Source organism: Paractinoplanes durhamensis (assembly GCF_016862175.1).
In the GTDB taxonomy this organism is placed as follows: Bacteria; Actinomycetota; Actinomycetes; order Mycobacteriales; family Micromonosporaceae; genus Actinoplanes; species Actinoplanes durhamensis.
The window spans coordinates 89,348-109,464 of sequence record NZ_BOML01000043.1; the positions used below are offsets into that span (position 1 = coordinate 89,348).

Annotated in this window: 14 protein-coding genes; 3 read left to right on the forward strand and 11 right to left on the reverse strand. The window is 73.5% G+C overall.

What is annotated here, in order from left to right; translation table 11 throughout:
* Positions 1-6: 6 nt before the first annotated feature.
* On the forward strand, positions 7-783 hold the full coding sequence (locus tag Adu01nite_RS27390; protein ID WP_203730689.1) for an SAM-dependent methyltransferase: 777 nt from the start codon (positions 7-9) through the stop codon (positions 781-783).
* Here Adu01nite_RS27390 and Adu01nite_RS27395 read toward each other — a convergent pair.
* The 11 genes from Adu01nite_RS27395 to eccD form a co-directional block, all read right to left on the reverse strand.
* Complete coding sequence (locus tag Adu01nite_RS27395) at positions 780-1,505, reverse strand: NYN domain-containing protein (RefSeq protein WP_203730691.1); 726 nt, start codon at positions 1,503-1,505, stop codon at positions 780-782. The genes Adu01nite_RS27390 and Adu01nite_RS27395 overlap by 4 nt on opposite strands.
* Positions 1,506-1,548: 43 nt before the next feature.
* Positions 1,549-4,785 carry an AAA family ATPase gene (locus Adu01nite_RS27400; protein WP_203730693.1) on the reverse strand — a complete coding sequence of 1,079 codons (3,237 nt, stop codon included), beginning with the start codon at positions 4,783-4,785 and terminating at the stop codon, positions 1,549-1,551.
* Positions 4,782-6,521, reverse strand: coding sequence for a hypothetical protein (locus Adu01nite_RS27405; protein WP_203730695.1), 1,740 nt, complete (start codon positions 6,519-6,521; stop codon positions 4,782-4,784). The genes Adu01nite_RS27400 and Adu01nite_RS27405 overlap by 4 nt, the downstream gene beginning before the upstream one ends.
* The gene (locus Adu01nite_RS27410) at positions 6,521-6,949 is read right to left on the reverse strand and encodes a YbaB/EbfC family nucleoid-associated protein (RefSeq protein WP_203730697.1); all 429 of its coding nucleotides are present in this window, start codon (positions 6,947-6,949) and stop codon (positions 6,521-6,523) included. The genes Adu01nite_RS27405 and Adu01nite_RS27410 overlap by 1 nt, the downstream gene beginning before the upstream one ends.
* A gap of 22 nt (positions 6,950-6,971) precedes the next feature.
* Positions 6,972-8,918 (reverse strand): hypothetical protein, encoded by a 1,947-nt coding sequence (locus Adu01nite_RS48545; RefSeq protein WP_203730699.1) that lies wholly within the window; start codon positions 8,916-8,918, stop codon positions 6,972-6,974.
* A 4-nt stretch (positions 8,919-8,922) separates the two neighbouring features.
* The gene (locus tag Adu01nite_RS27420; RefSeq protein ID WP_203730701.1) at positions 8,923-10,977 is read right to left on the reverse strand and encodes a hypothetical protein; all 2,055 of its coding nucleotides are present in this window, start codon (positions 10,975-10,977) and stop codon (positions 8,923-8,925) included.
* A 45-nt stretch (positions 10,978-11,022) separates the two neighbouring features.
* Positions 11,023-11,394, reverse strand: coding sequence for a hypothetical protein (locus Adu01nite_RS27425; protein ID WP_203730702.1), 372 nt, complete (start codon positions 11,392-11,394; stop codon positions 11,023-11,025).
* A 64-nt stretch (positions 11,395-11,458) separates the two neighbouring features.
* Complete coding sequence (locus tag Adu01nite_RS27430; protein ID WP_203730705.1) at positions 11,459-11,743, reverse strand: hypothetical protein; 285 nt, start codon at positions 11,741-11,743, stop codon at positions 11,459-11,461.
* 36 nt (positions 11,744-11,779) lie between these two features.
* The gene (locus tag Adu01nite_RS27435) at positions 11,780-12,079 is read right to left on the reverse strand and encodes a WXG100 family type VII secretion target (protein WP_203730706.1); all 300 of its coding nucleotides are present in this window, start codon (positions 12,077-12,079) and stop codon (positions 11,780-11,782) included.
* Between the two features lie 61 nt (positions 12,080-12,140).
* Entirely contained in the window at positions 12,141-13,499 is a 1,359-nt protein-coding gene (gene eccB, locus Adu01nite_RS27440) for a type VII secretion protein EccB (RefSeq protein ID WP_203730707.1), read from the reverse strand.
* A 4-nt stretch (positions 13,500-13,503) separates the two neighbouring features.
* A complete protein-coding gene (gene eccD / locus Adu01nite_RS27445; RefSeq protein WP_203730709.1) occupies positions 13,504-14,874 on the reverse strand; it encodes a type VII secretion integral membrane protein EccD in 1,371 nt (456 codons plus the stop codon).
* A 116-nt stretch (positions 14,875-14,990) separates the two neighbouring features.
* On the opposite strand from eccD, the gene eccCa reads away from it, so the two are divergent.
* Together eccCa and Adu01nite_RS27455 are read left to right on the forward strand one after the other, a co-directional pair.
* Positions 14,991-18,950, forward strand: a complete 3,960-nt coding sequence (gene eccCa / locus Adu01nite_RS27450) for a type VII secretion protein EccCa (protein WP_203730711.1) — start codon at positions 14,991-14,993, stop codon at positions 18,948-18,950.
* Complete coding sequence (locus Adu01nite_RS27455) at positions 18,947-20,005, forward strand: S8 family serine peptidase (RefSeq protein ID WP_203730713.1); 1,059 nt, start codon at positions 18,947-18,949, stop codon at positions 20,003-20,005. Before eccCa ends, Adu01nite_RS27455 begins: the two co-directional genes overlap by 4 nt.
* Positions 20,006-20,117: the final 112 nt, after the last annotated feature.

A 20,117-nucleotide genomic window follows, 5' to 3' on the forward strand; every position in this document is an offset into this window, starting at 1 on the left:
TCCACAGTGGAGGTCAGGGTGACGGTGGACGGCAGCACGCCGCTGACGGCGCGGATCTGGAACTACTTGCTCGGGGGCACCGACAACTTCCCGGCCGACCGGGCCGTCGGGGATCAGATTCTGCAGTCGCTGCCGGCTCTTGCGGCCAGTGCGCGGCTCTCCCGGCAATATCTGGTGCGGGTCGTCCGGTTTCTTGCCGTCGAGGCCGGGGTGCGGCAGTTCCTCGACATCGGCACCGGGTTGCCCACCGCCGACAACACGCACGAGGTGGCGCAGGCCGCGGCACCCGATGCGCGGATCGTCTACGTCGACAATGACCCGCTCGTTCAGGAGCATGCGCGGGCGCTCCTCACCAGCACGCCGCAAGGGGTGACCGCCTATCTGCACGCCGACCTGCGCGACCCCGAAGCAATCCTGCACGAAGCCGCGAAGGTGATGGACCCGGACAAAATAACGGCCGTCCTCGTCATGGGCATTCTCGGGCACATCGAGAGCGACGACGAGGCCAAGGCGATCATCGACCGGCTGATGGCGCCGCTGCCGTCCGGCAGCTATCTGGCGATGTACGACGGTGGGGACACCACCGAGGACAACCGGGAAGCCACCCGCATCTGGAACCTGTCGGCCGAGCCGAAATATCACCTGCGCAGCCCGGAGCGCATCGCGAAGCTGTTCGACGGTCTTGAGCTGGTCGAGCCGGGCGTCGTCTCGGTGACCCGGTGGCGGCCGGAGGCCGACGAGCCGGTCATCGATCAGTACTGCGCGGTCGGCCGCAAGCCCTAGCCGGTGCCGGTGCGGACGTAGATGACGTTCGGCTTGCCGTCGCCGACCGCACGGCGCTGGGTCTCGAACAGGGACGTCGCGGTCACCAGGTCGGAGAGCTTCGCGTAGCCGTACGTTCGGGGGTCGAAGTCGGGGCGCTGCTTCACGATGATGTTGCCGACGTAGGCGAGCGGCGCCCACCCGTCGTCGTCCGAGGCGGCCTGCACGGCGTTGCGCAGCAAGGTCGTCACCGAGGCCAGTGACGACTTCGGCTCGGCGGCCGCGGTGGCCGGCGCGGCCGGGGCCAGCAAGTTTTCGGTGTAGATGAACTTGTCGCAGGCCGAGACGAACGGCTTCGGCGTCTTGCGTTCGCCGAAGCCGTAGACGGTCAGGCCGGACTCGCGGATGCGGGCGGCCAGCCGGGTGAAGTCGCTGTCGCTGGAGACCAGGCAGAAGCCGTCGAACCTGGCCGTGTAGAGCAGGTCCATCGCGTCGATGATCAGCGCCGAGTCGGTGGCGTTCTTGCCGGTGGTGTAGGCGAACTGCTGGATCGGCTGGATCGACTGGGCCAGCAGTTGCTCCTTCCACCCGCGCAGGGAGGTGCTGGTCCAGTCGCCGTAGGCGCGTTTCACGTTCGCCGTGCCGTACTTGGCGATCTCGGCGAGCAGCGCGGCCCCGATGCCGGGTGGCGCGTTGTCGGCGTCGATGAGAACCGCCAGCCTGGCTGTGGTGTCGCCGTCCATGGCGATCACCGTACCGGGCCGGGACGGCGCACGCTTGAGACGATCATGCGACGTCGTCGACCCGCAGGGTGCGCAGGTCGCTGACGGTGGGCGTGGTGTGCCCGCGCATCCGGCCCGCCTGCCGGGTGATCACCTCGTCCAGCACCTGCCGGGCGAAGCGGCCGTTGCCGAAGCCCTTGCCGCGCGGCGCCTGCTCGAAGAGGCGGCGCAGGGCGAGCAACGTGTCGCCGGGGCAGTCGTAGCCGCCCGAGCGGGCCAGGCCCTCGACGATCGCCACCAGCTCGTCGGCGGTGTAGGACGCGAAGTGGATCCGCCGGGAGAACCGCGAGTTGAGGCCGGCGTTGGCCGCCAGGAACTGCTCGATCTCGTCCTCGTAGCCGGCCACGATCACCACCACCTCGTCGCGGTGGTCTTCCATCAGCTTGACCAGGGTGTCGATCGCCTCCCGGCCGAAGTCGTTGCGGGCGTCCGGCGGCGCGAGCGTGTACGCCTCGTCGATGAACAGCACCCCGCCGCGGGCCTTGTCGAACGCCTCCCGGGTGCGCTGCGCGGTGTGCCCGACGTACTCGCCGACCAGGTCGGCCCGGGCCACCTCGACGACCTGACCGCCGCGCAGCGCGCCGAGCGCCGCGAGCAACCGGCCGTAGAGCCGGGCCACCGTGGTCTTGCCGGTGCCGGGCGGCCCGGAGAAGACCAGGTGCCGGGAGACCGACGGCGCGGGCAGCCCGGCCCGGGTGCGGGCCCGCACGGTGACCAGGAGATCGACCATGTCGGAGACCTCCTTCTTCACCGAGTCCAGGCCGATCATGGCGTGCAACTCGGCGAGCATCGCGTCGAGCTCACCCGAGGACGGAGCATCCGGCTGAGCAACCTCGCCCAAATCTTGGGGGAGCAACCGGGCCAATTCCACCCCGTCGTCGGCGCCGCTGACCGCCAGCCGCAGCGCCTGCCGGCTCAGCATCTCCTCGAAGACCTGCCGGGCCACCCGGGCGTTGCCGAACGACTCGGTGCGGGCCATCTTCGCGAAATGCCCGGTCAGCGTGATCCGGGTGTCGTATTCGAGGGCGTAATGGTGGCTGCTGCACAGCCGCTCGACGATCAGCACGAGCTCGTCGGTGGAGTAGCTCTCGAACTCGATGCTCTTGGCGAACCGCGAGGCCAGACCGGGGTTGGCGGCCAGGAACGAGCGCATCTGGGTGGAGTAGCCGGCGACGATGACGACGACCTCGTCGCGGTGGTCCTCCATCAGCTTGACCAGCGTGTCGACCGCCTCCTGACCGAAATCGCCGCCCTTGCCGCCGCCCGACACCAGGGTGTAGGCCTCGTCGATGAACAGGACCCCGCCGATCGCCTCCTGGAACTTCTCGGTCGTCTTCACCGCGGTCCCACCGATGTGTTCGGCCACCAGATCGGCCCGGGCCACCTCGACGAGCTGGCCGCCGGGAAGCACGCCGAGCGAGGCGAGGATCTTGCCGTAGAGCCGGGCCACCGTCGTCTTGCCGGTGCCGGGCGCGCCCGCGAACACCATGTGCCGGGACATCGGCGGCGCGGAGAGACCGGCGGCGAGCCGCTTGCGGGCGATCCGATGCAGCCCGACCAGGGTCGCCACCTCACGCTTGACGCCGGCCAGGCCGACCAGCGTGTCCAGCTCGGCCAGCAACGCCGCGGACGCGTCGCCGGTCCCGCTCACCGGGGCGACTTCCGGCATGACGGGTGCGGAGGGCAAGGTCAAGGGCGCCTCCGGCGGTTTGGGGGTACGGGTGACCTCGCCGCCGATCGTCCGCAGTTGCTCGCCGGCGTTGCCGCGAAGTTCGTTGCCGATCAGCCGGATCGGTTCCCGGGTCTCGACCCGGATGCCGTCGCCGCCGTTCTCCACCACCACACAGTTGACCAGTTCGCCCCGGGCCTCGGCGGCGAACCGGACACCGTGGCCGCCGCTCGCCTGCACCCGGCTGCCGCGCAGGGTCAGCTCGGCGCCGCGCTGGACGAGCACGCCGACGGTTCGGCACGACTCCACCCGCAGGCCGGTGCCGCGCAGCACCCCGCCCGCCGCGATCAGCCCGGTGCCGGCCCCCTGCACCGCCACGTCGACGAGCACCAGCTCGCCGCCCGACACCACCGCCCCGGCGCCGGTGAGCGTTCCCCGGCGTACGGTCAGATGGGCCTGCTCGGTGACCTCGACGCTCTCCTCCGTCGTCTCGCGGACCGTCAGGTCCTCGATCTCGGGCCGGGCGGAGCCGCGGGCCCGCAGGCCGCCGCGCGCCGGACCGATGGTGATCCGCTCGCCGCCGCCGGTCGCCTGGTCGGCGAAGAGCAGGCCGACGCCGCCCGGCGCCGCGAACGTGCCGCCCTCGAAGCGCGGCGCGGCCCGGCCGGTGACCACCACGGCCGCGCCCTCGCCGCCGGTGGTCACGGTCAGGTCCGCGTAGGACCCGGTCGCCTGCTCCTGGATGCTGAGTGCGTAGCCGTCGGCCACCTCCAGGGTGCAGTCGCGCAGCGTGGGCCGGGCCAGGCCGGCCACCGTCACGGCCGGCCCGGATTCGGCGCGGACCGTGCAGCCGGTCAGCACCGGCACGCCGCCGGTGATCAGCACCGGGACGCTGCCGACCTGCTCGATCGTGGTGCCGGAGAGCCGCACGCCGCCGTCCTCCTCGACGACCACACCGTGGCCGTCGACGCCGCTGATCACGCACTCCTCGGCGACGCCGCGGCCGCCGCGGGTGCTGACCAGGCCGGCCCCACGCGCGTCGGTGATCGTGCAGCGGACCAGGTGCGGGTCGGCGCCGCCGGTCACCACCACGCCCGCCGAGCCGAGGCCGGCGATCCGGGTGCCGGCCACCCGGCCCGAACCGTGGCGTTCGAACAGCAGACCGGCGCCGCTCGGGTTGGTCACACTGCCGTCGCGCATGGCGAACTCGCCGTCCGGCACGTGCACGGCCACGATCCCGCCGCCGCGCACCGTGCACCGGACCAGCTCCAGGCGGCCGCCGCCGAGCTGCACGGCGGGCAGCTTCGCGCCGCCGCCGACCACGTCGATGCCGGTCAGCGTCACGGTGCCGGCCGCCACGAACACCGCGACCTGCCCGCCGCCGTCCACGGTCACCGTGCCGGGGCCCTCCTCGGCCACCAGGCGTACGCCCTGGGCGAGGCGGAGCTGCTCGCGGTAGACGCCGGGCTGCACCACGATCGTCACCCCCGGCGGGGCCTCGGCGAGCGCCGCGCCGATGCTCGACCGGCAGCCGGGATCGGTCTGGGAGACCGCCACGATGGTCCCGTTCACGACGCCACCTCATCATTCGTCCGCGTCACGTAGATCCGGCCGTGCTCGTCGAGGCCGGGAAGGTCGGTCAGTGCGTCGATCGCCGGGCCGGCCGCGCCGGGCGGCACCGCGGCGAGCCGTTCGGCGAGGCGTTCGCCGCCGGCGGCCGGGCGGCCGCCGGGGAGCTCGCGCAGATACACCCGGTCCGGCTCGGCCTCGAGCACCTCGAAGCTGCTGCCGGGCGGGAAGAGCACCAGGTCGCCGTCGGTCAGCCGGCCGACCCGGCGGGCGCCGGCCGACCAGATCACCAGCTCGGGCCCGGTCGGCGCCGGGCGGACCCGCTCACCGTCGAGGAAGGCCGGCTCGGTTACCACGGTGCCTTTGCGGTACGCGTCGGACGGGAGCTCGGCGACGGTGCGGAACACCGGGCCGAAGACGGCCGGGAGGCGATGCAGGCCGTACGCGATCCAGGCGGCGAGGGCCTCGGCGCGCGGGTCGGCCGCGCCGCGCAGGGCCGCGTTGACGGCGGCCCGCTCGGCGGTGCCGTAGGCGCGCACCGCGATGAGGCCGGCGAGCAGGTCGGGGGCGGTCTGGGCGGCCACCCGCAGGCCGGGCTCCTCGGCGAGGATGCGGGCGGCCACCCGGGAGTACGCGTCGTAGCGGCCGGCCAGCAGCTTGCGCAGGTCGTCGCCGGGGTGGTCACGGCCGAGCCGGCGGCGCGGGACGACGATCCGGGCCCGCTCGGCGGTGGACACCTCGGCGGCCGGGGCGGGGTGCGGCTCCGGATCGGCCGGCTCCTCGGGCCGCGCCGCCGCCACCAGGCTGAGCGAGGGCGGCTCCGGGGCCGGGCGGCGGGCGGTCAGCAGCTCGGCGACCTCGTCGCCGACCGGCTCCGGCTCCCGGTCGGGGGCCGCCGGGGTGGGTGGGGGCAGCGTGCGCCGGAACGGCAGCACCTCGGCCTCGGCCGTCGGCGCCTCGGTCGCGGCGGCCGGCACTTCGCTCGCGGTCGGCGTCTCGGTGGGGACGACCGTCAGGCGCGTTGTCTTCTCGGCCGGCCGGGGTGCGGTGGGGGCGGGCGGTGGTGTTCTGGGGATCGCCGTCAGGCGGGTGGTCTTCGCGGCCGACAGCGGCCGGGCCGGCGCCGGGCCGGCGAGGGCCACCAGTCGGCTGGTCGTCTCGTCCGGTGCCGGCTTGGGGATGGCCGACAGCGGCAGGGTCCTGTCGGGCAGCAGGGTCCTGTCGGGTGTCAGGGTCCTGTCGGGCGGCTGGGTCCTCTCGGGCGGCCGCGCGGTCTTCTCGTCCACGAGGGCCGTGGCCACCGTGACCGGCGGCGCCGCCGGGCCGGCTTTCGCGGGCCGGGCGGCCGCCGGCGGCTTCGTGGCGAAGTCGGGTGGGAAGGGGACCGGGCCGGGCGGGTCGAGGGCGACGGTCAGCTGGTCGAGGCCGAGCTCGGCGCCGAGGGCCCGGGCCAGGGCGGGCACCGCCGCCCGGTCGGCGTACGGGCCGAGCGGGACCAGGCGGATGCCGTCGGCCAGGCCGGCGAGGTGCTCGACCAGCAGGCCGGGCAGGAGCGCGAACAGGTCGGGCCGCCCGGCGACCTCGGCCGTGCAGACCACCGTCGCCCGCTCCGGTACGTGCGGCAGGGCGGCGGCCACCGCGCGGGCGTCCGCGGCCGGCTCGCCCTCGGCGTACAGAAGGAGCGTGTCATCGATGATCTCGGCCCGGACCAGGACCGATGCGACGGGCGGCGCGGTCATCAGCGCCCGGCCGGACCGTCGTCGGGGCGGTCGCCGTCGAGCAGCACCTCGGCGAGGAGCTTTTCGAGGGGCGTCTCCACGTTGCCGCCGGCCCGGCCGGTGAACGCGTCCACCATGGCCTGGCCGCCGGGCAGCACCGCCGCGAACGCCTGCATGGTCTGCGCCATCGCCTCGGCCCGTGCCTCCTCGATCGTGCTGACCAGCAGGTCGCCGAGCTCGGCGCCGGACATGCTCCGGTACGCCGAGGTCGGGAACTTGATCTCGGCGACCGCGCCGCTGCTGTTCACCGTGACCGCCACCGCCCGGTTCTTCGCGACCACCGTCGTGCTGGAGCCGTGCAGGCCGCGTTCGATCTCGCCGAGCGCTGCCTTCTGCCGCTCGAATTCGGCCATCGCCTGCTCGACCTGGTTCATCTGCGGACTGGTCATGGCTGCTTCCTTTCCTCGTACGTCAGCGGATGCCGTGGATCTGGACGCGTTCCTCGGCGGGAGCCTCGACCGGCTCGGGCCGCGGCCCGGTGGGCAGACCCTCGACGGCGGTGTCGGGGGCGTCCTGTTTGGCCGGCGCGTGGGTGCGGCCCACGACCGCGGCCTGGGCGTTCGGGTCGGTGCCCCAGGCCTCCGGGTCCTCGGCCCCGCGGCGGCGGCGCTGGCGTTCGCCGTCCTGGCCGCCGAGCCCGCCCGGTGCCCCGAAGCCACCGGGGGCGCCGAAGCCCGGCGACATCTCACCGGCGGTGGTGGCGGTGGACACGCCGGGGCCGGTGGCCGCCGAGTATCCGTCGAGCAGGCCCGCCAGGTCGTCGCCGACGGCGGAGCCGCCCTTGGCCAGGGCCGCGCTGCTGCCGCCGTCGGCGCCGAGTCCGCCGATCCCGAGTCCGCCGCCGGCGCTCCCGAGGGCGCCGATCGTGCCGGTCCCGCCCGCCTCGGTGCCGTCGAGGCCGTCCGCGCCGACCGCCCCGTACTGGTTCGGCCCTTTCGTGAACGTGCCGCCGTCCGCACCGAAACGGCCGAGCCCGCCGAGCCCGGCGAGGCCCAGCGCCATGCTCCCGGCGCCGCCGATGCTTCCGCCGCCGAAGCCGGTGGCACCGCCTGCGCCGTCGAGCCCGCCGATGACGTTGCCGCTGGTGACCGAGGTAGAAAGCTGGTCGAAGCTGCCGAGACCGCCATCGGCCGTGGCGAAGCTGCCACCGGTCCCGAAGCCGAAGGCCGTCAGCGAACCGTCGCCGCCCCCGCCCAGGACGCCGTCCGGGCCGCCGAAGCCCCCGGAGCCGCCGGAGCCCCCGGAACCGCCGGAGCCCCCGGAACCGCCGCCGAAGTCGGTGCCGTCGCCGCCCGAGGAGATCGTGCCGTCGCCGCCTGAACCGTTGCCGCCCGAGCCGTCACCGCCGGTGTTCGTACCCGTGTTCTCGTGGTGTTCTTCGCCGGTCGAGGTGAACTTCTTGATGATCGACGTGGTGGTGGCCAGCTTCTCGCCGAGCGTCGTCAGATAGCCGCGCATCTGGGCGTCCAGCCGTTCCACCTGCTCCGTCCAGGCCCGCTGGAGCAGCGCGTCGAGCCCGCTCCAGCCGCCGGCCGTGGTCAGGTCGAAGGTGCCGGTGTACTGCCCGGTGCCGTACGTGTTCGGGATGTCGATCGGGACGGCGTTGAGGGTGCCCTGGTCGAAGTGCTCCAGGACGGTGCGGACCGCGACGATCAGCTCGGTCGGGTTGAACGTGTTGAACCACTGGAAGGTGTGGTCGCTGAACTCGCGCCAGGCCAGGTTGACCTTGTTGCGGAAGTCCCACAGGTCGTTCGAGGTGTAGTAGACCTGGTCGGACCAGCGGACCCCGGCGCCGGTCATGTCCTTCAGTAGCAGATCGGTGTCGGCGTGCAGCCGCTGCACGGCGGCCAGGAGCATCGCGGCCGTGGTGCCCTGGAAGTCCGCGGCGTCGCCCAGGTCGGTGATCAGCGCCCGCAGGTCGGCCTGGGCCGAGGTGAGGTAGTCCTCGGTCTGCTTCAGCAGGTGGCCCGCGTCGTGGAAGCTGAGCGGGTCGAACGCGCGGTTGCCGTCGGCGAACAAGGTGGTGAGCGCGGTCGTGGTGGACTGGTAGAAGTCGGCTAACGCGACGTTCGGCGCCGGGTTCCCGTCGTAGAAGGAGATCCAGCCGCGGACCACCTGCCAGACGTCCTGGCTGCCCTCGGTGCCGGTCTTGCGGTAGCCGAGCAACTGGTTCGGGCCCGCGGTGAGCTCCGGGGTGCTGCCGGTGGCGGTCTTCACCGTGGTCAGCTCGGCGAACCGGACCCAGTCGATGCCGGGGCCGGCCACCTTGAGCCGATCGTTGGGCACCGCGGAGCCGAACACGTTCCGGACCATCTGTTCCCAGGTCCAGCCGTCGTAGGAGATCGTCGGTTCGGGCATCGCGTCAGCCCCGGCGCCGCAGCGGGCTGAACCCCGGGGTCTGCCGGGTGCCGCCACGGCCGGGCGCGGCCGGCACTGGGACGGACGGTTCGGCCGGCAACTCCTCGCGGCCGATCACGGCGACCGAGCAGTCCGGGTCGGTGCCCCAGACCTCCTCGTCCTCCTCCAGCCAGGTCTTGCGTTCGCGTTCCTTGTCCTCCTGCTGGCCGTTGCCGCCCATCCCGCCCATCGGCGGCATGAACGGCATGCCCGACGAGGAGCTGCCGCTGCTCAGCGGGCTGCCGGTGGTGACGCTGCTGGTGGCGGGCTCGCCGAGCAGACCCGCGAGGTTCTCGCCGAGCCCGGTGCCGGCGGTGGTGGTGCCGTCGAGGCCGGCCCCGCCGCCGAGCGAGCCGATGTCGGCGCCGTCCACGTCGGTCGGGAAGAGCGAGGAGGCGGTGCCCTCGCCGAGCTGGTCGAGGTCGCTCGCCTTGGAGCCGCCGCCGAGGCCGCTGGATCCGCTCGAACCGCTCGAACCGCCGAGGCCGCCGAGGCCGCTCGACACGCCACCGAGGATCGGGATGCTGCTGCCCAGGCTGCCGGCCCCACCGGTGCCGGCGCCGGTGCCGACCCCGAGGTCGGAGCCGAGGCCGGAGCCGCCGAGGTCACCGAGGCCGCCGGTGCCGCCGCTGCCCAGGTCGCCGGTGCCGAGGCCACCGGTGCTCAGGTCGCTGGTGCCGAGGTCACCGAGGCCGTCGAGGCCGGAGCTGCCGGAGCCGGAGCCGGAGCCGCTGCCCAGGCCGTCGAGGCCACCGGATCCGGAGCCGCTGCCGAGATCGCCGAGGCCGTCGAGGCCGCTGGATCCGGAGCCACCGCTGATGTCCGGGATGTCGGCGCTGGATCCGCCACCGACGTCGGGGATGTCGGTGCCCGAACCGCCGCCGATGTCGGGGATGTCGGAGCCGGTGCCGCCGCCGACGTCCGGGATGTCGGTGCCGGTGTTGGTGTTGCCCGTGGTGGCGGTCGGCGGCGGGGTGAGGTCGCGGACGTCGTCGGCCAGGGTGCTGAGCCTGTCGGTGAACGGGCCGAGCACCGAGCGCACCTCGGCGTCGAGCACCTGGGCCTGCTTGAGCCAGGCGCCCTTCATCAGGGTGTCGAGCGCGACCCAGCCCGACGCGGTGGTGATGTCGACCGTGCCGGAGCTGGAGCCGTAGCCGTACGGGTCGGGGAAGGTGATCGGGACGGCCTTCATGTTGCCGATGCGTACGCTGCTCAGGATCTGCTTGAGCGCGGCCCGCAGGGTCCAGGGGTTGAAGCCGTTGAACCATTGCACGGTGTGGTCGGCGAACATCCCGAACGACTGGTTGACCTTGTTCCGGAAGTCCCACAGGTCGTTCGACGTCTCGTAGACCTTCTTCGACCAGCTGTGGTCGGTGCCCGCATCCATGTCCCGGGCCAGGAAGTGGATGTCGTCGTGCAGCTTCTTCAGCGAGGCGGCGAAGGCGCCGGCCGCCGTCCCCTGCAGGCCGGAGGTGTCGCTGCCGACGTCGTCGAGCACCTGCTTGAGCGCGGCGTCGGCCGCGGTCAGGTAGAGCTCGGCCTCATGCAGCAGCACGCCGGCACTGTGGAAGGAGGTCGGGTCGAAGATCGCGTCCCGGTCCTGGAAGAGCTTGTCGAGCGCGTTGCGGCTGCCCTGGTAATAGGTCTCGAACGCGATGGCCGGGCTGGTCCCGCCCTGCTGATCCCAGAAGGTGACCTTGGCCTGCACGGTGAGGTTGCGCGAATAGGTCTTGCCGTTCTCCCGCCACATCTTGTAGACGGCGAAGAAGATGTCGTTGGAGTCGTCCGGCGTGACGTTGAGGTTGCCGTCGGAGTCGTCGCCGTAGTTCTCGATCACGCCGGAGTCGACCGCCTGGACGAACTGGATCCAGTGCACGCCCGGCCCGGCGACCAGGTTCCGGTTGAGGACCTTGCCGCTGCTTCCGTCGGCGTTGTCGTTCCCCATCCCGAAGATGTGGATGACGACGTCGTCCCAGGTCCACGCGGACAGTTCGGTGGGCGGGTTGTCGGTTGCGGCCATGGCGATGCTCCTTGCGCCGGGTCGGGCGTGCGTGGTGCGGAAAGGTCAGCCGGCGGTGGTGGTCGTGGTCGTGCTGCCGCCGGCGAACGGGTCGCCGAAATGGTCGTTCCAGGTCTCCACCGACATCTCGACCAGCGACTCGGCGTGATCGGTGGTGTTGATCAGGTCGTCGAGCCCCTTGTAGAGGGCGTGCAGGGCCTTGCTGTGCATGACCGTCCGGGCGCCGATCGCCTTCGAGGTCGCGGCGATCGTGGTCTCCACCTCGGTGCCGGGGGTGAAGGCGTCGGTCCCGCATCCGACCTTGTTGGCGGCGAACGTCTGGGTGGTGCCCTCGCCGTGGGTCGGGATGCTGTCGTGCACGGCCTTCAACTTGGCCTGCAGCGTGCGCATGTACGGGGTGTGGACGGAGTAATCCATGGGCTGCTCCCGGTAGTGGGTGGCCGGGACGGGCGGCTGGCACGCCCGTCCCGGCCGGTCATCCTCAGAAGAGGCCGGCGGTCGAGCTGTCGGTGTGCTTGTAGGCCGCGCTGGCTTCCTCGATCTTCTGGCGGCCGACCGCGGCGGCGAACCGCATGCTGTTCAGGCCCTCGTTGATCTTGGCGTGCGCCTGCGTGTACTGCAGCTGCGTCTCACCGTCGTTGGTGGTGAAGTACGCGTTCGACCGCTCCTGCACGTGATCGGTCAGGGTCTCGATGTGCGTGGTGGCGGTGTGCAGGTCGTCGGCCGCGCCGTCCATGTGGCCGTAACTGACGTTGAAGCTAGCCATGTGTCTGCTCCGATCGGGGTGTGCGGTGAAGGGGGATCAGGTCCAGCTCGACGACTGGGCGGCGATGTCGCCTTCGGCCCGCGCGCTGACGTTGGCGTGGGTCGACATGATGCCGTGCAGGTCGCGGACGCCCTCCTGCACCTTGGCCAGCCCGTCCAGCCACTGGTTGGTGGCGGCGCCGTGCTTGAGCGACGCCTCGCCCTGCCAGCCCGCCTGAAGGTTGGCCTGCGAGGCGGAGACGTTGCTGTGCACGTTGGTGAGCTGGGTGTGCGCGTCCTCGAGCTGGCCGACGAGCGGGTGGAGACTGGTGTCGTCGACCCTGTTCAGCTGTGCCATCACTTCTCCTTTGCCATGTGCGGTCGGGACCCGGTCGGGTCGCCGAGGGTCCGGCTGCCGTTCACCCCACGACCCGGTCCGGGTCGAGCAGCGGTCCGGTCGGCAGCAGGTCGAGCAGGTCCGGTGCGATCACGGTGGCGGCCTCCGGCGCGTAGCCGAGCGTCTTGGCCACCGCGGCACCGGCCAGCGGAAACTTCGTCCCGGCGTCGGTGACCAGGTAGAGGGCCGAGCCGGGGGTCTCGTCGGGGCGGCCGGCCACGGCCAGGCCGCCCAGGCCCGGCTGTACGGCGACCGCGTCGGCGGTGCGCGCCTCGCGGGTCAGCCCGACGCCGGCCCGGGTGACGTTCAGGGCGGGCGCCGCCCCCGCGGCGACCAGCCGGGTCTGTTCGGTGGGCGAGTTCTGCACGCACCAGGTGGCACCGGCCGGCGGCACCGCGGACGGGATCGTCGCCGGCAGGTCCGCGCCCCGCGCAGCCTGGGCCGACACCGGGGTCCGGGCGAGTGCGGCCGGGCTGATCCGGGTCGTGGTCACCACCCCGTCCGGGTAGGCCTGCGCGGTCCGCGGGTCGCCGGCGAGCAGCGCGTACGCGGTGGGGGTGAGCCGGCTGAGCCCGTCGCCGAGCAGCACGTAGTAGCGGTCGTCGCCGGCCGTGAACAGCTGGCCGACCCGGGTCGGCGCGCCGTCGGCCGGCGGCCCCGCCGCGCCGCGGCCGGGCACCTCCTGCGGGCCCAGGTCGGGTCCGGCGGGCATCAGGTCGAGCCAGGCGGCCGGCACCGGCACGGTGGTGCCGTCGTAGCCGAGCACCTTGGACACCCACGGCTCGGCCAGCCGGTAGCGGTGGCCGTCCCAGATCACGTAGGTGTCGCCGTCCGCCTCGACCGGCAGCGCGTGGTCCGCGTCCAGCGGCGTGCCGGTGGGGGAGTCGCCGACCTGGACGGTGAGCGCGGTGACGCCGTCGCCGACCGCGGCGCACGCGGTCCACCAGGTGTTGCCCAGGCCGCGGGTGGGCAGCCCGTCGGGCGCGCCGACGATCCCGACCGGCAGCCCGCGCGGCACCCCGTCGAGGGAGCCGCCGGCCACCGACTTCACGGTGAGCTTGTCGCCGAGCAGCAGCCGGGCCGACGCGTAGTTGAGCACCGGCCGCAGCCGGCCCTGCGCGTACAGGTAGCGGGTGCCGGTCTCCTTCTCGATGACGACCGTGCCGGACTTGCGCCACGAGGTCGCGCCGCCCGGCACGAACAGGCCGTAGACCGCGAACCCGCCGGCCACCAGCGCCGCGACGAGCACGCCGGCGACGAGGCCGGTGATCGTCCGGCGGTGCGGTGTCTCGGCGCTGTCGAGCTCGCCGGTCACCAGGCCGGCGGTGAGCCGGCCGAACAGATAGGACTGGGCATGCGCCTGATCGCGCCGGGACTGCATCGCGTCAGCCCCCGATCGCCCGGAACCAGCCGTACGCACCGAGGACCGCGAGCAGCACCGGCAGCAGGGCCACCGCGGCGACGGTCAGCAGCACGTCGCCGATCCGCCCCCAGTACGGCATCAGCCGCCGTTCGCGCATGGTGCGGGCGAACCCGGCGATGATCCAGACCCCGAGCGGCACCACCGCCAGCAGGCCCAGCCGGACCAGCGGGCCGGCCGCGGACAGCAGGCCGAGCATGCTGCCGGCCAGCGCGGCCAACGCCGGGATGCCCTGGGCCAGGCGGTGCCGGCCGCTGGTCATCGGCCGGGCCGAGAGCAGCCACACCAGCGCGAGCAGCACCGGCAGCAGCAGGCCGGCCCAGCCGCCGGTGCGGCCGATCGGCGCGACGCCGAGGGTCACCGCGGCGCCGAGCCCGGCGTAGAGCGCGGTCATCTGCGCGTCGACCACCCGCGAGCGTTCCATCAGCGGGGCAGCCGGCACCGGGTCGAGCTCCTCCTGCAGGTGCTCGGGCTTGGTCGGCAGCGGCGACAGGCGCAGGCCGGACAGCCGGAACGCCAGCATCGGCACGGCCGGCACCAGCGCGGTCGCGAGGACCGCCACCACCGCCGCCGCCTGCCCGCCGGTCAGACCGGCGAGCACCCGGGACGCACCGGCGGCCACCCCGAGCGACGCCGCGGTAGCGGCCGCGACGAAGGGGAGGCCGGCCGGGCCCAGCAGGACCGCCGCGAGGACGGCGGTGGCGGCGGCGGTGGCGCTCGCGGCGAGCAGCTGGGGGGCGCTGTCGCCGCCGGTCAGGATCAGGCCCGCCACCCCGGCGAAGCCGACCGCCGCGGCGGCCAGCACCACGCCGAGGCCGGGTTCGTCCAGCCGCCGGGCCAGCACCGCGCCGGCCGCGAGCGACACCAGCGCCGCGAACAGGGCCACGGCCGCCCGGGGCAGGGCCGGGCCGGGCATCGCCAGGCCGGCCACCCCGACCGCCAGCAGCACCGCGGCGGCGCCCTGCGCGGCCCACCGCATCATCTCCGGGCGCCACTTGCCGGGCCGGTTGCCGACGCCGGTGGCCACCCCGTCGACCAGGTCGTCGAAGTCCACCTCGGGCAGCTGCTCGGCGCGCGGGCGCAGGTGCACGACCTCGCCGTCGTGCAGGCCGGCGGCGGCGACCGTGACCTCCTCGTCCAGCGGGGCGGTGCCGATCCGCTGCAGCACCCAGCCGCCGTGCGGCAGGCCGTTGTCGGCGAGGCCCTCGCCCAGGTGGTGCAGCAGCGCCGGCAGCAGGTCGGCGACCAGCACCGACGCCGGCACGGCGACCTCGATCTGCCGGTCCGGTCCACACACGACCAGGCGGCACATCTCGGCGGTGGAGGCATCCGTCATGGCCCCCACTACGAAGCGGCCGGGAACTGGTTCACGCCAGATCCGGAAAAACTTTTTCGACCCGGTCGGGCCCGCCGTCCGTTGTGGGGGCGAACCCCGACTCACCTGGAGGCGCAATGGCGACGGTCCTGTTTCGGCGTCCGGCCCGGCGCAGCGGTCCGGAGATGCCCACCGGCGAGCTGGGCCTGCAGGATCCCCCCGAGCTGGCCGAGCCCGAACCCAAGGGGCTCAAGCAGGCCATGATGGTGCTGCCGATGGCGCTGATGAGCGGCGTCATGATGCTGATGTTCATGGGCTCCGGTCGGGGCGCGCTGACCTGGGTGATGGCCGGGATGATGGGCGCCGCGATGGGCGGCATGATGCTCGGCCAGATGGCGATGAGCGGCGGCGACCGCAAACGCAAGAGCGGCGGCGACCGGCGCGACTACCTGCGCTACCTGGCCCAGCACCGCAAGCGGGTGCGGAAGTACGCCGTACAGCAGCGTGATTCGAGTTTGTGGCGGCATCCCGACCCGGCTTCGCTGTGGTCGGTGGCGATGACCACCCGGCGCTGGGAGCGCCGGCCCACCCACCCCGACTTCCTTGAGGTACGGGCGGGGACCGGTGAACAGCGCCTCGCGGTGCGGATCGCGCCGTTGCAGACGAAACCGGTCGAGGATCTCGAACCGTTGTCGGCCAAGTCGTTGCGGCGCTTCATCAAGGCGTACAGCACGCTCGCCGACCAGCCGGTGGCGATCTTCCTGCCCGGCTTCGCCGAGGTGCGGCTGACCGGCGAGAAGGAACTCACCCGCGGGCTGGTCCGGGCGATCGTCGGGCAGCTCGTCACCATGCACGCGCCGGAGGAGGTGCGGATCGCGCTCTGCGTCGACGAGGCCGGCGCCGCCGACTGGGCCTGGGCCAAGTGGCTGCCGCACCTGCAGCACTTCACCGAGCAGGACGCGGCCGGCGCCACCCGGCTCGCCGCCGACAGCGTCGAGCGCCTCGAACAGCTGCTCGGCGAGGAGTTCAGCAGCCGGCCCCGGTATGAGCCCGGGGCCACCGCCGACCGCGACGAGCCGTACGTCGTGGTGATCCGCGACGGTGGGCGGGTGCCGGCCGGCACGAGGTTCACCAGCGGCGGGTACCGCAACGCCGTACTCGTGGACCTGGATGATCCGCCGGTGACCGTCGCCAAAGGCGTACTCAATCTGGAAGTCACCGAGCCGGCGGTGACGATGCTGGGCCGGGACCGCGCGGGGGTGGAGACCCGGCAGCAGCTGGCCGTGCCCGACCGGCTCAGCGTGATCCGCGCCCGGGTGGTGGCCCGGATCCTTTCGCCCTACCGGCTCGGGGTGGCCGCCGAGATCGCGCAGGAGCCGATGAAGGCCGACTTCGACCTCGGCGCCCTGCTGCGCATCCCCGACCTGGAACACCTCGACCTGCCCACGCTGCGCGCCGCCCGCTCCTCGAACGACCGGCTGCGGGTGCCGATCGGCGTCGACGCCTCCGGCGCGCCGGTCGACCTCGACCTCAAGGAATCGGCGCTGGGTGGGATGGGCCCGCACGGCATGCTCATCGGGGCGACGGGATCAGGCAAGAGCGAGTTGCTGCGTACGCTCGTGCTCGCCCTCGCCACCACGCATTCGTCCGAGACGCTCAACCTGGTGCTCGTCGACTTCAAGGGCGGCGCCACCTTCCTCGGCCTGGACCGGCTGCCGCACACCTCGGCGGTGATCACCAACCTGGCCGACGAGGCGGCCCTGGTCGACCGGATGCGCGACGCCCTGCACGGCGAGCTGGTCCGCCGGCAGGAGTTGCTGCGCGCGGCCGGCGGGTACACCTCGGTCCTCGAATACGAGAAGGCCCGCGCGGCCGGCACCCCGCTCGACCCGCTGCCCACGCTGTTCGTGGTGGTCGACGAGTTCAGCGAGCTGCTCGCCGCGCACCGCGACTTCATCGAGCTGTTCGTGATGATCGGGCGGCTCGGCCGGTCGCTCGGCGTGCACCTGCTGCTCGCCTCGCAGCGCGTCGACGACGGCCGGATCGGCCAGCTCGAATCGCACCTGTCCTACCGGGTCGGCCTGCGCACCTTCTCGGCGATGGAGTCGCGCTCGGTGATCGGCGTGCCGGACGCGTACGAGCTGCCCAGCTCGCCCGGCAACGGCTACCTGCGCAAGGACGTGTCGACGCTGATCCGGTTCAAGGCCGCGTACGTCTCGGGGGAGTTCCGCCGCAGCGCGCGCCGGACCCAGCAGGACATCGTGCAGCGCCAGGTGGTCGCGTACGGCCTGGACTACGTGCCGCCGTCGACGGCCGAGCCGTCCCCGTCGACGGAGGAGGCCGAGATTCCCACCGGCCGCAGCGTCTTCGCGGTCGTCGCCGACCAGCTGGTCGACTCCGGGCCGCCCGCGCACCAGGTGTGGCTGCCGCCGCTGGCCGCCTCGCCCACCCTGGACAGCCTGCTCACCGCGCTCGTCCCCGACCCCGACCTCGGCCTGATCGCCGGCGACTGGCCCGGCCGCGGCAAGCTGGTGGTGCCGCTCGGCTTCATCGACAAGCCGTTCGAGCAGCTGCGTGACCTGCTCACCGTCGACCTGTCCGGGGTCGGTGGGCACCTCGGCGTGGCCGGCGGCACCCGCAGCGGCAAGAGCACCCTCATCCGTACCCTGATCTGCGCCCTTGCCCTCACCCACACCCCGCGCGAGGTGCAGTTCTACTGCCTCGACTTCGGCGGCGGAACGCTCAGCACGATCGCCGGGCTGCCGCACGTGGGCAGCGTGGCCGGCCGGCTCGACGCCGACAAGGTGGGCCGCACGGTGGCCGAGGTGATCGCCCTGCTCAACGCCCGGGAGCGGCGGTTCAGCGAGCTCGGCGTGGACAGCCTGGAGACCTACCGGAGGTGGCGGGCCGAGGGCAGGGTGACCGACGACCCGTACGGCGATGTCTTCCTCGTCGTCGACGGCTGGTTCACGCTGCGCCAGGAGTTCGAGGCCCTCGAGGTCTCGCTGCGCCAGATCGCCGCCCGCGGCCTCACCTTCGGCCTGCACCTGATCGTCACCTCGGCCCGCTGGTCCGAGGTGCACCACAGCATGCGCGACCAGCTCGGCAGCAAACTGGAGCTGCGGCTCGGCGACGCCGTCGACTCCGCGGTCGACCTGCGGATGGCGGCCACCGTGCCGCGGGTGCCCGGGCACGGCCTCACCCCCGACAAGCTGCACTTCCTGGCCGCGCTGCCGCGGATCGACGGCAACCCCGACCCGGACGACCTGGCCGACGGGGTCCGCGCCCTCGCCGCCACCTCGGCCGAGTTCTGGGGCGGGCCGGACGCGCCGCCGGTGCGCACGCTGCCGGCCACGCTGCCGGCCGGGGAGCTGCCGCCGGCCGAGGGCGACGTGCGGGTCCCGCTCGGGCTGGACGAGACGGCGCTGCAGCCCTACTGGCACGACTTCGCGGAGCTGCCGCACCTGACCGGCCTCGGCGACAGCGAGAGCGGCAAGACCAACCTGCTGCGGCACCTGGCCCGGTCCATCGTCGCCCGGTTCGGCCCGGACGAGGCCCGGATCATGCTGGTCGACTACCGGCGGCAGCTGTTCGACGCGGTGCCGCCGGAATACCGTCTCGGCTACTCGGTGTCGGCCGACTCCACCCGGGAGACCGTCGCCGACGCGGTGGCCGGGCTCCAGGGCCGGCTGCCCGGCAAGGACGTCAGCCCCGAACAGCTGCGCCGCCGCGACTGGTGGACCGGGCCGCGCCTGTTCGTCCTGGTCGACGACTTCGAGTTGCTGGCCGGGCAGGACAACCCGCTGCTGCCGCTCATGCCGTACGTGCCGCACGGCACCGACATCGGCTTCCACCTGGTCGCCGTGCGCGGCACCGCCAACCTGATGCGGATGGCGATGGACCCGCTGCTGCGCCGCCTGCAGGAGACCAACAGCCCGGACGTCGCGCTCTCCTGCCCACCCAGCGAGGGCGCCCTGCTCGGCGGGGTCAAGGGCCGAAACCTCCCGCCGGGGCGGGCCATGGTGCTCACCCGGCGCGGTTTCAAGCTCATTCAGACGGCGTACGCCGAGCCGGTACCCGCCGGGAGCCCCGCATGATCCGGCTGCTGCTCCTGGCCGCGCTCGCCGCGGCCCCGCCGACCCTGCCGACGCCGGCCGGCGGGTGCGTGCCGCCGTCCCCGGTCACCTCGGCCGAGACGCCACCGCCGCTGCGGCGACTCGCCCCGCGGACGATCTGGCCGGTGAGCAGAGGAGGGGGCGTGGTCGTGGCGGTCGTGGACACCGGGGTCAGCGCGGCCGCGGTCGACCTGCGCGGCGCGGTGCTGCCCGGCACCGACGTCACCGGCGGCCCGGCGGACAGCGACTGCCGGGGACGCGGAACCGCGCTGGCCGGCATCGTCGCCGCCCGGCCCCGGGGCGGCTCGGGGTTCACCGGCATCGCGCCCTCGTCCACGGTGCTGCCGATCCGGGTCACCGACGCCGACGGGAAGTTGACCGGCGACCGGATCGCGGCCGGCATCCGGGCCGCCGCCGACGACGGCGCGGACGTCATCCTGGTCGCCACCGGGGTCACCGCGCCGAGCGGGACCCTGGCCGGCGCCGTGCGGTACGCCGCCGGCCGGGACGCCCTGGTGGTGGCGTCGGCCGCCGACTCCGGGACCGGCGTCGCCTATCCGGCCGCCTACCCGGAGGCGCTGGCCGTGAGCGCGGCCGAGGCGGCGGCCGCACCCGCCGCGGCCGGGGTCGACCTGACCGCGCCGGCCGACGGGGCGTTCAGCATCGGGCCGACCGGACCCGGCCACTACGGGGTGGAGGGTGCGGGCGTGGCCGCCGCCTACGTGGCCGGCGCGGCCGCGCTGGTCCGCTCCTACCATCCGGGCCTGACCGCGGACCAGGTGCGCGACCGGCTCGAAGCGACCGCGCGCCCGGTGCCCGGCGGTCCCGCCACCCTGGACGCCTACGCGGCGGTGACCGCCCTCGCGCCACGCGGCGGCCCGGCCGGAACCATGGCGGCGGCCGCCCCGATCACGGTGCCCGTCCCGCCCGGCATCTCCACATCGGCCCGCACCGCCCTGCTGACCGCGGCCGGCGCGGCCGCGGCCCTGCTGGTGTTCGCCCTCGCCGCCGCCTGGCGCCGCCGTGCTCCCGCATGAGTCTGTTCCGGCGCGCTCGTGATCTCCGCCGCGTCATATTGACGAACGTTGCCGGGGGGGCGATTAAGTCGCGTGCAAGTGCACCTGTGGAGGATGTCCCGGTTCTCCGCAC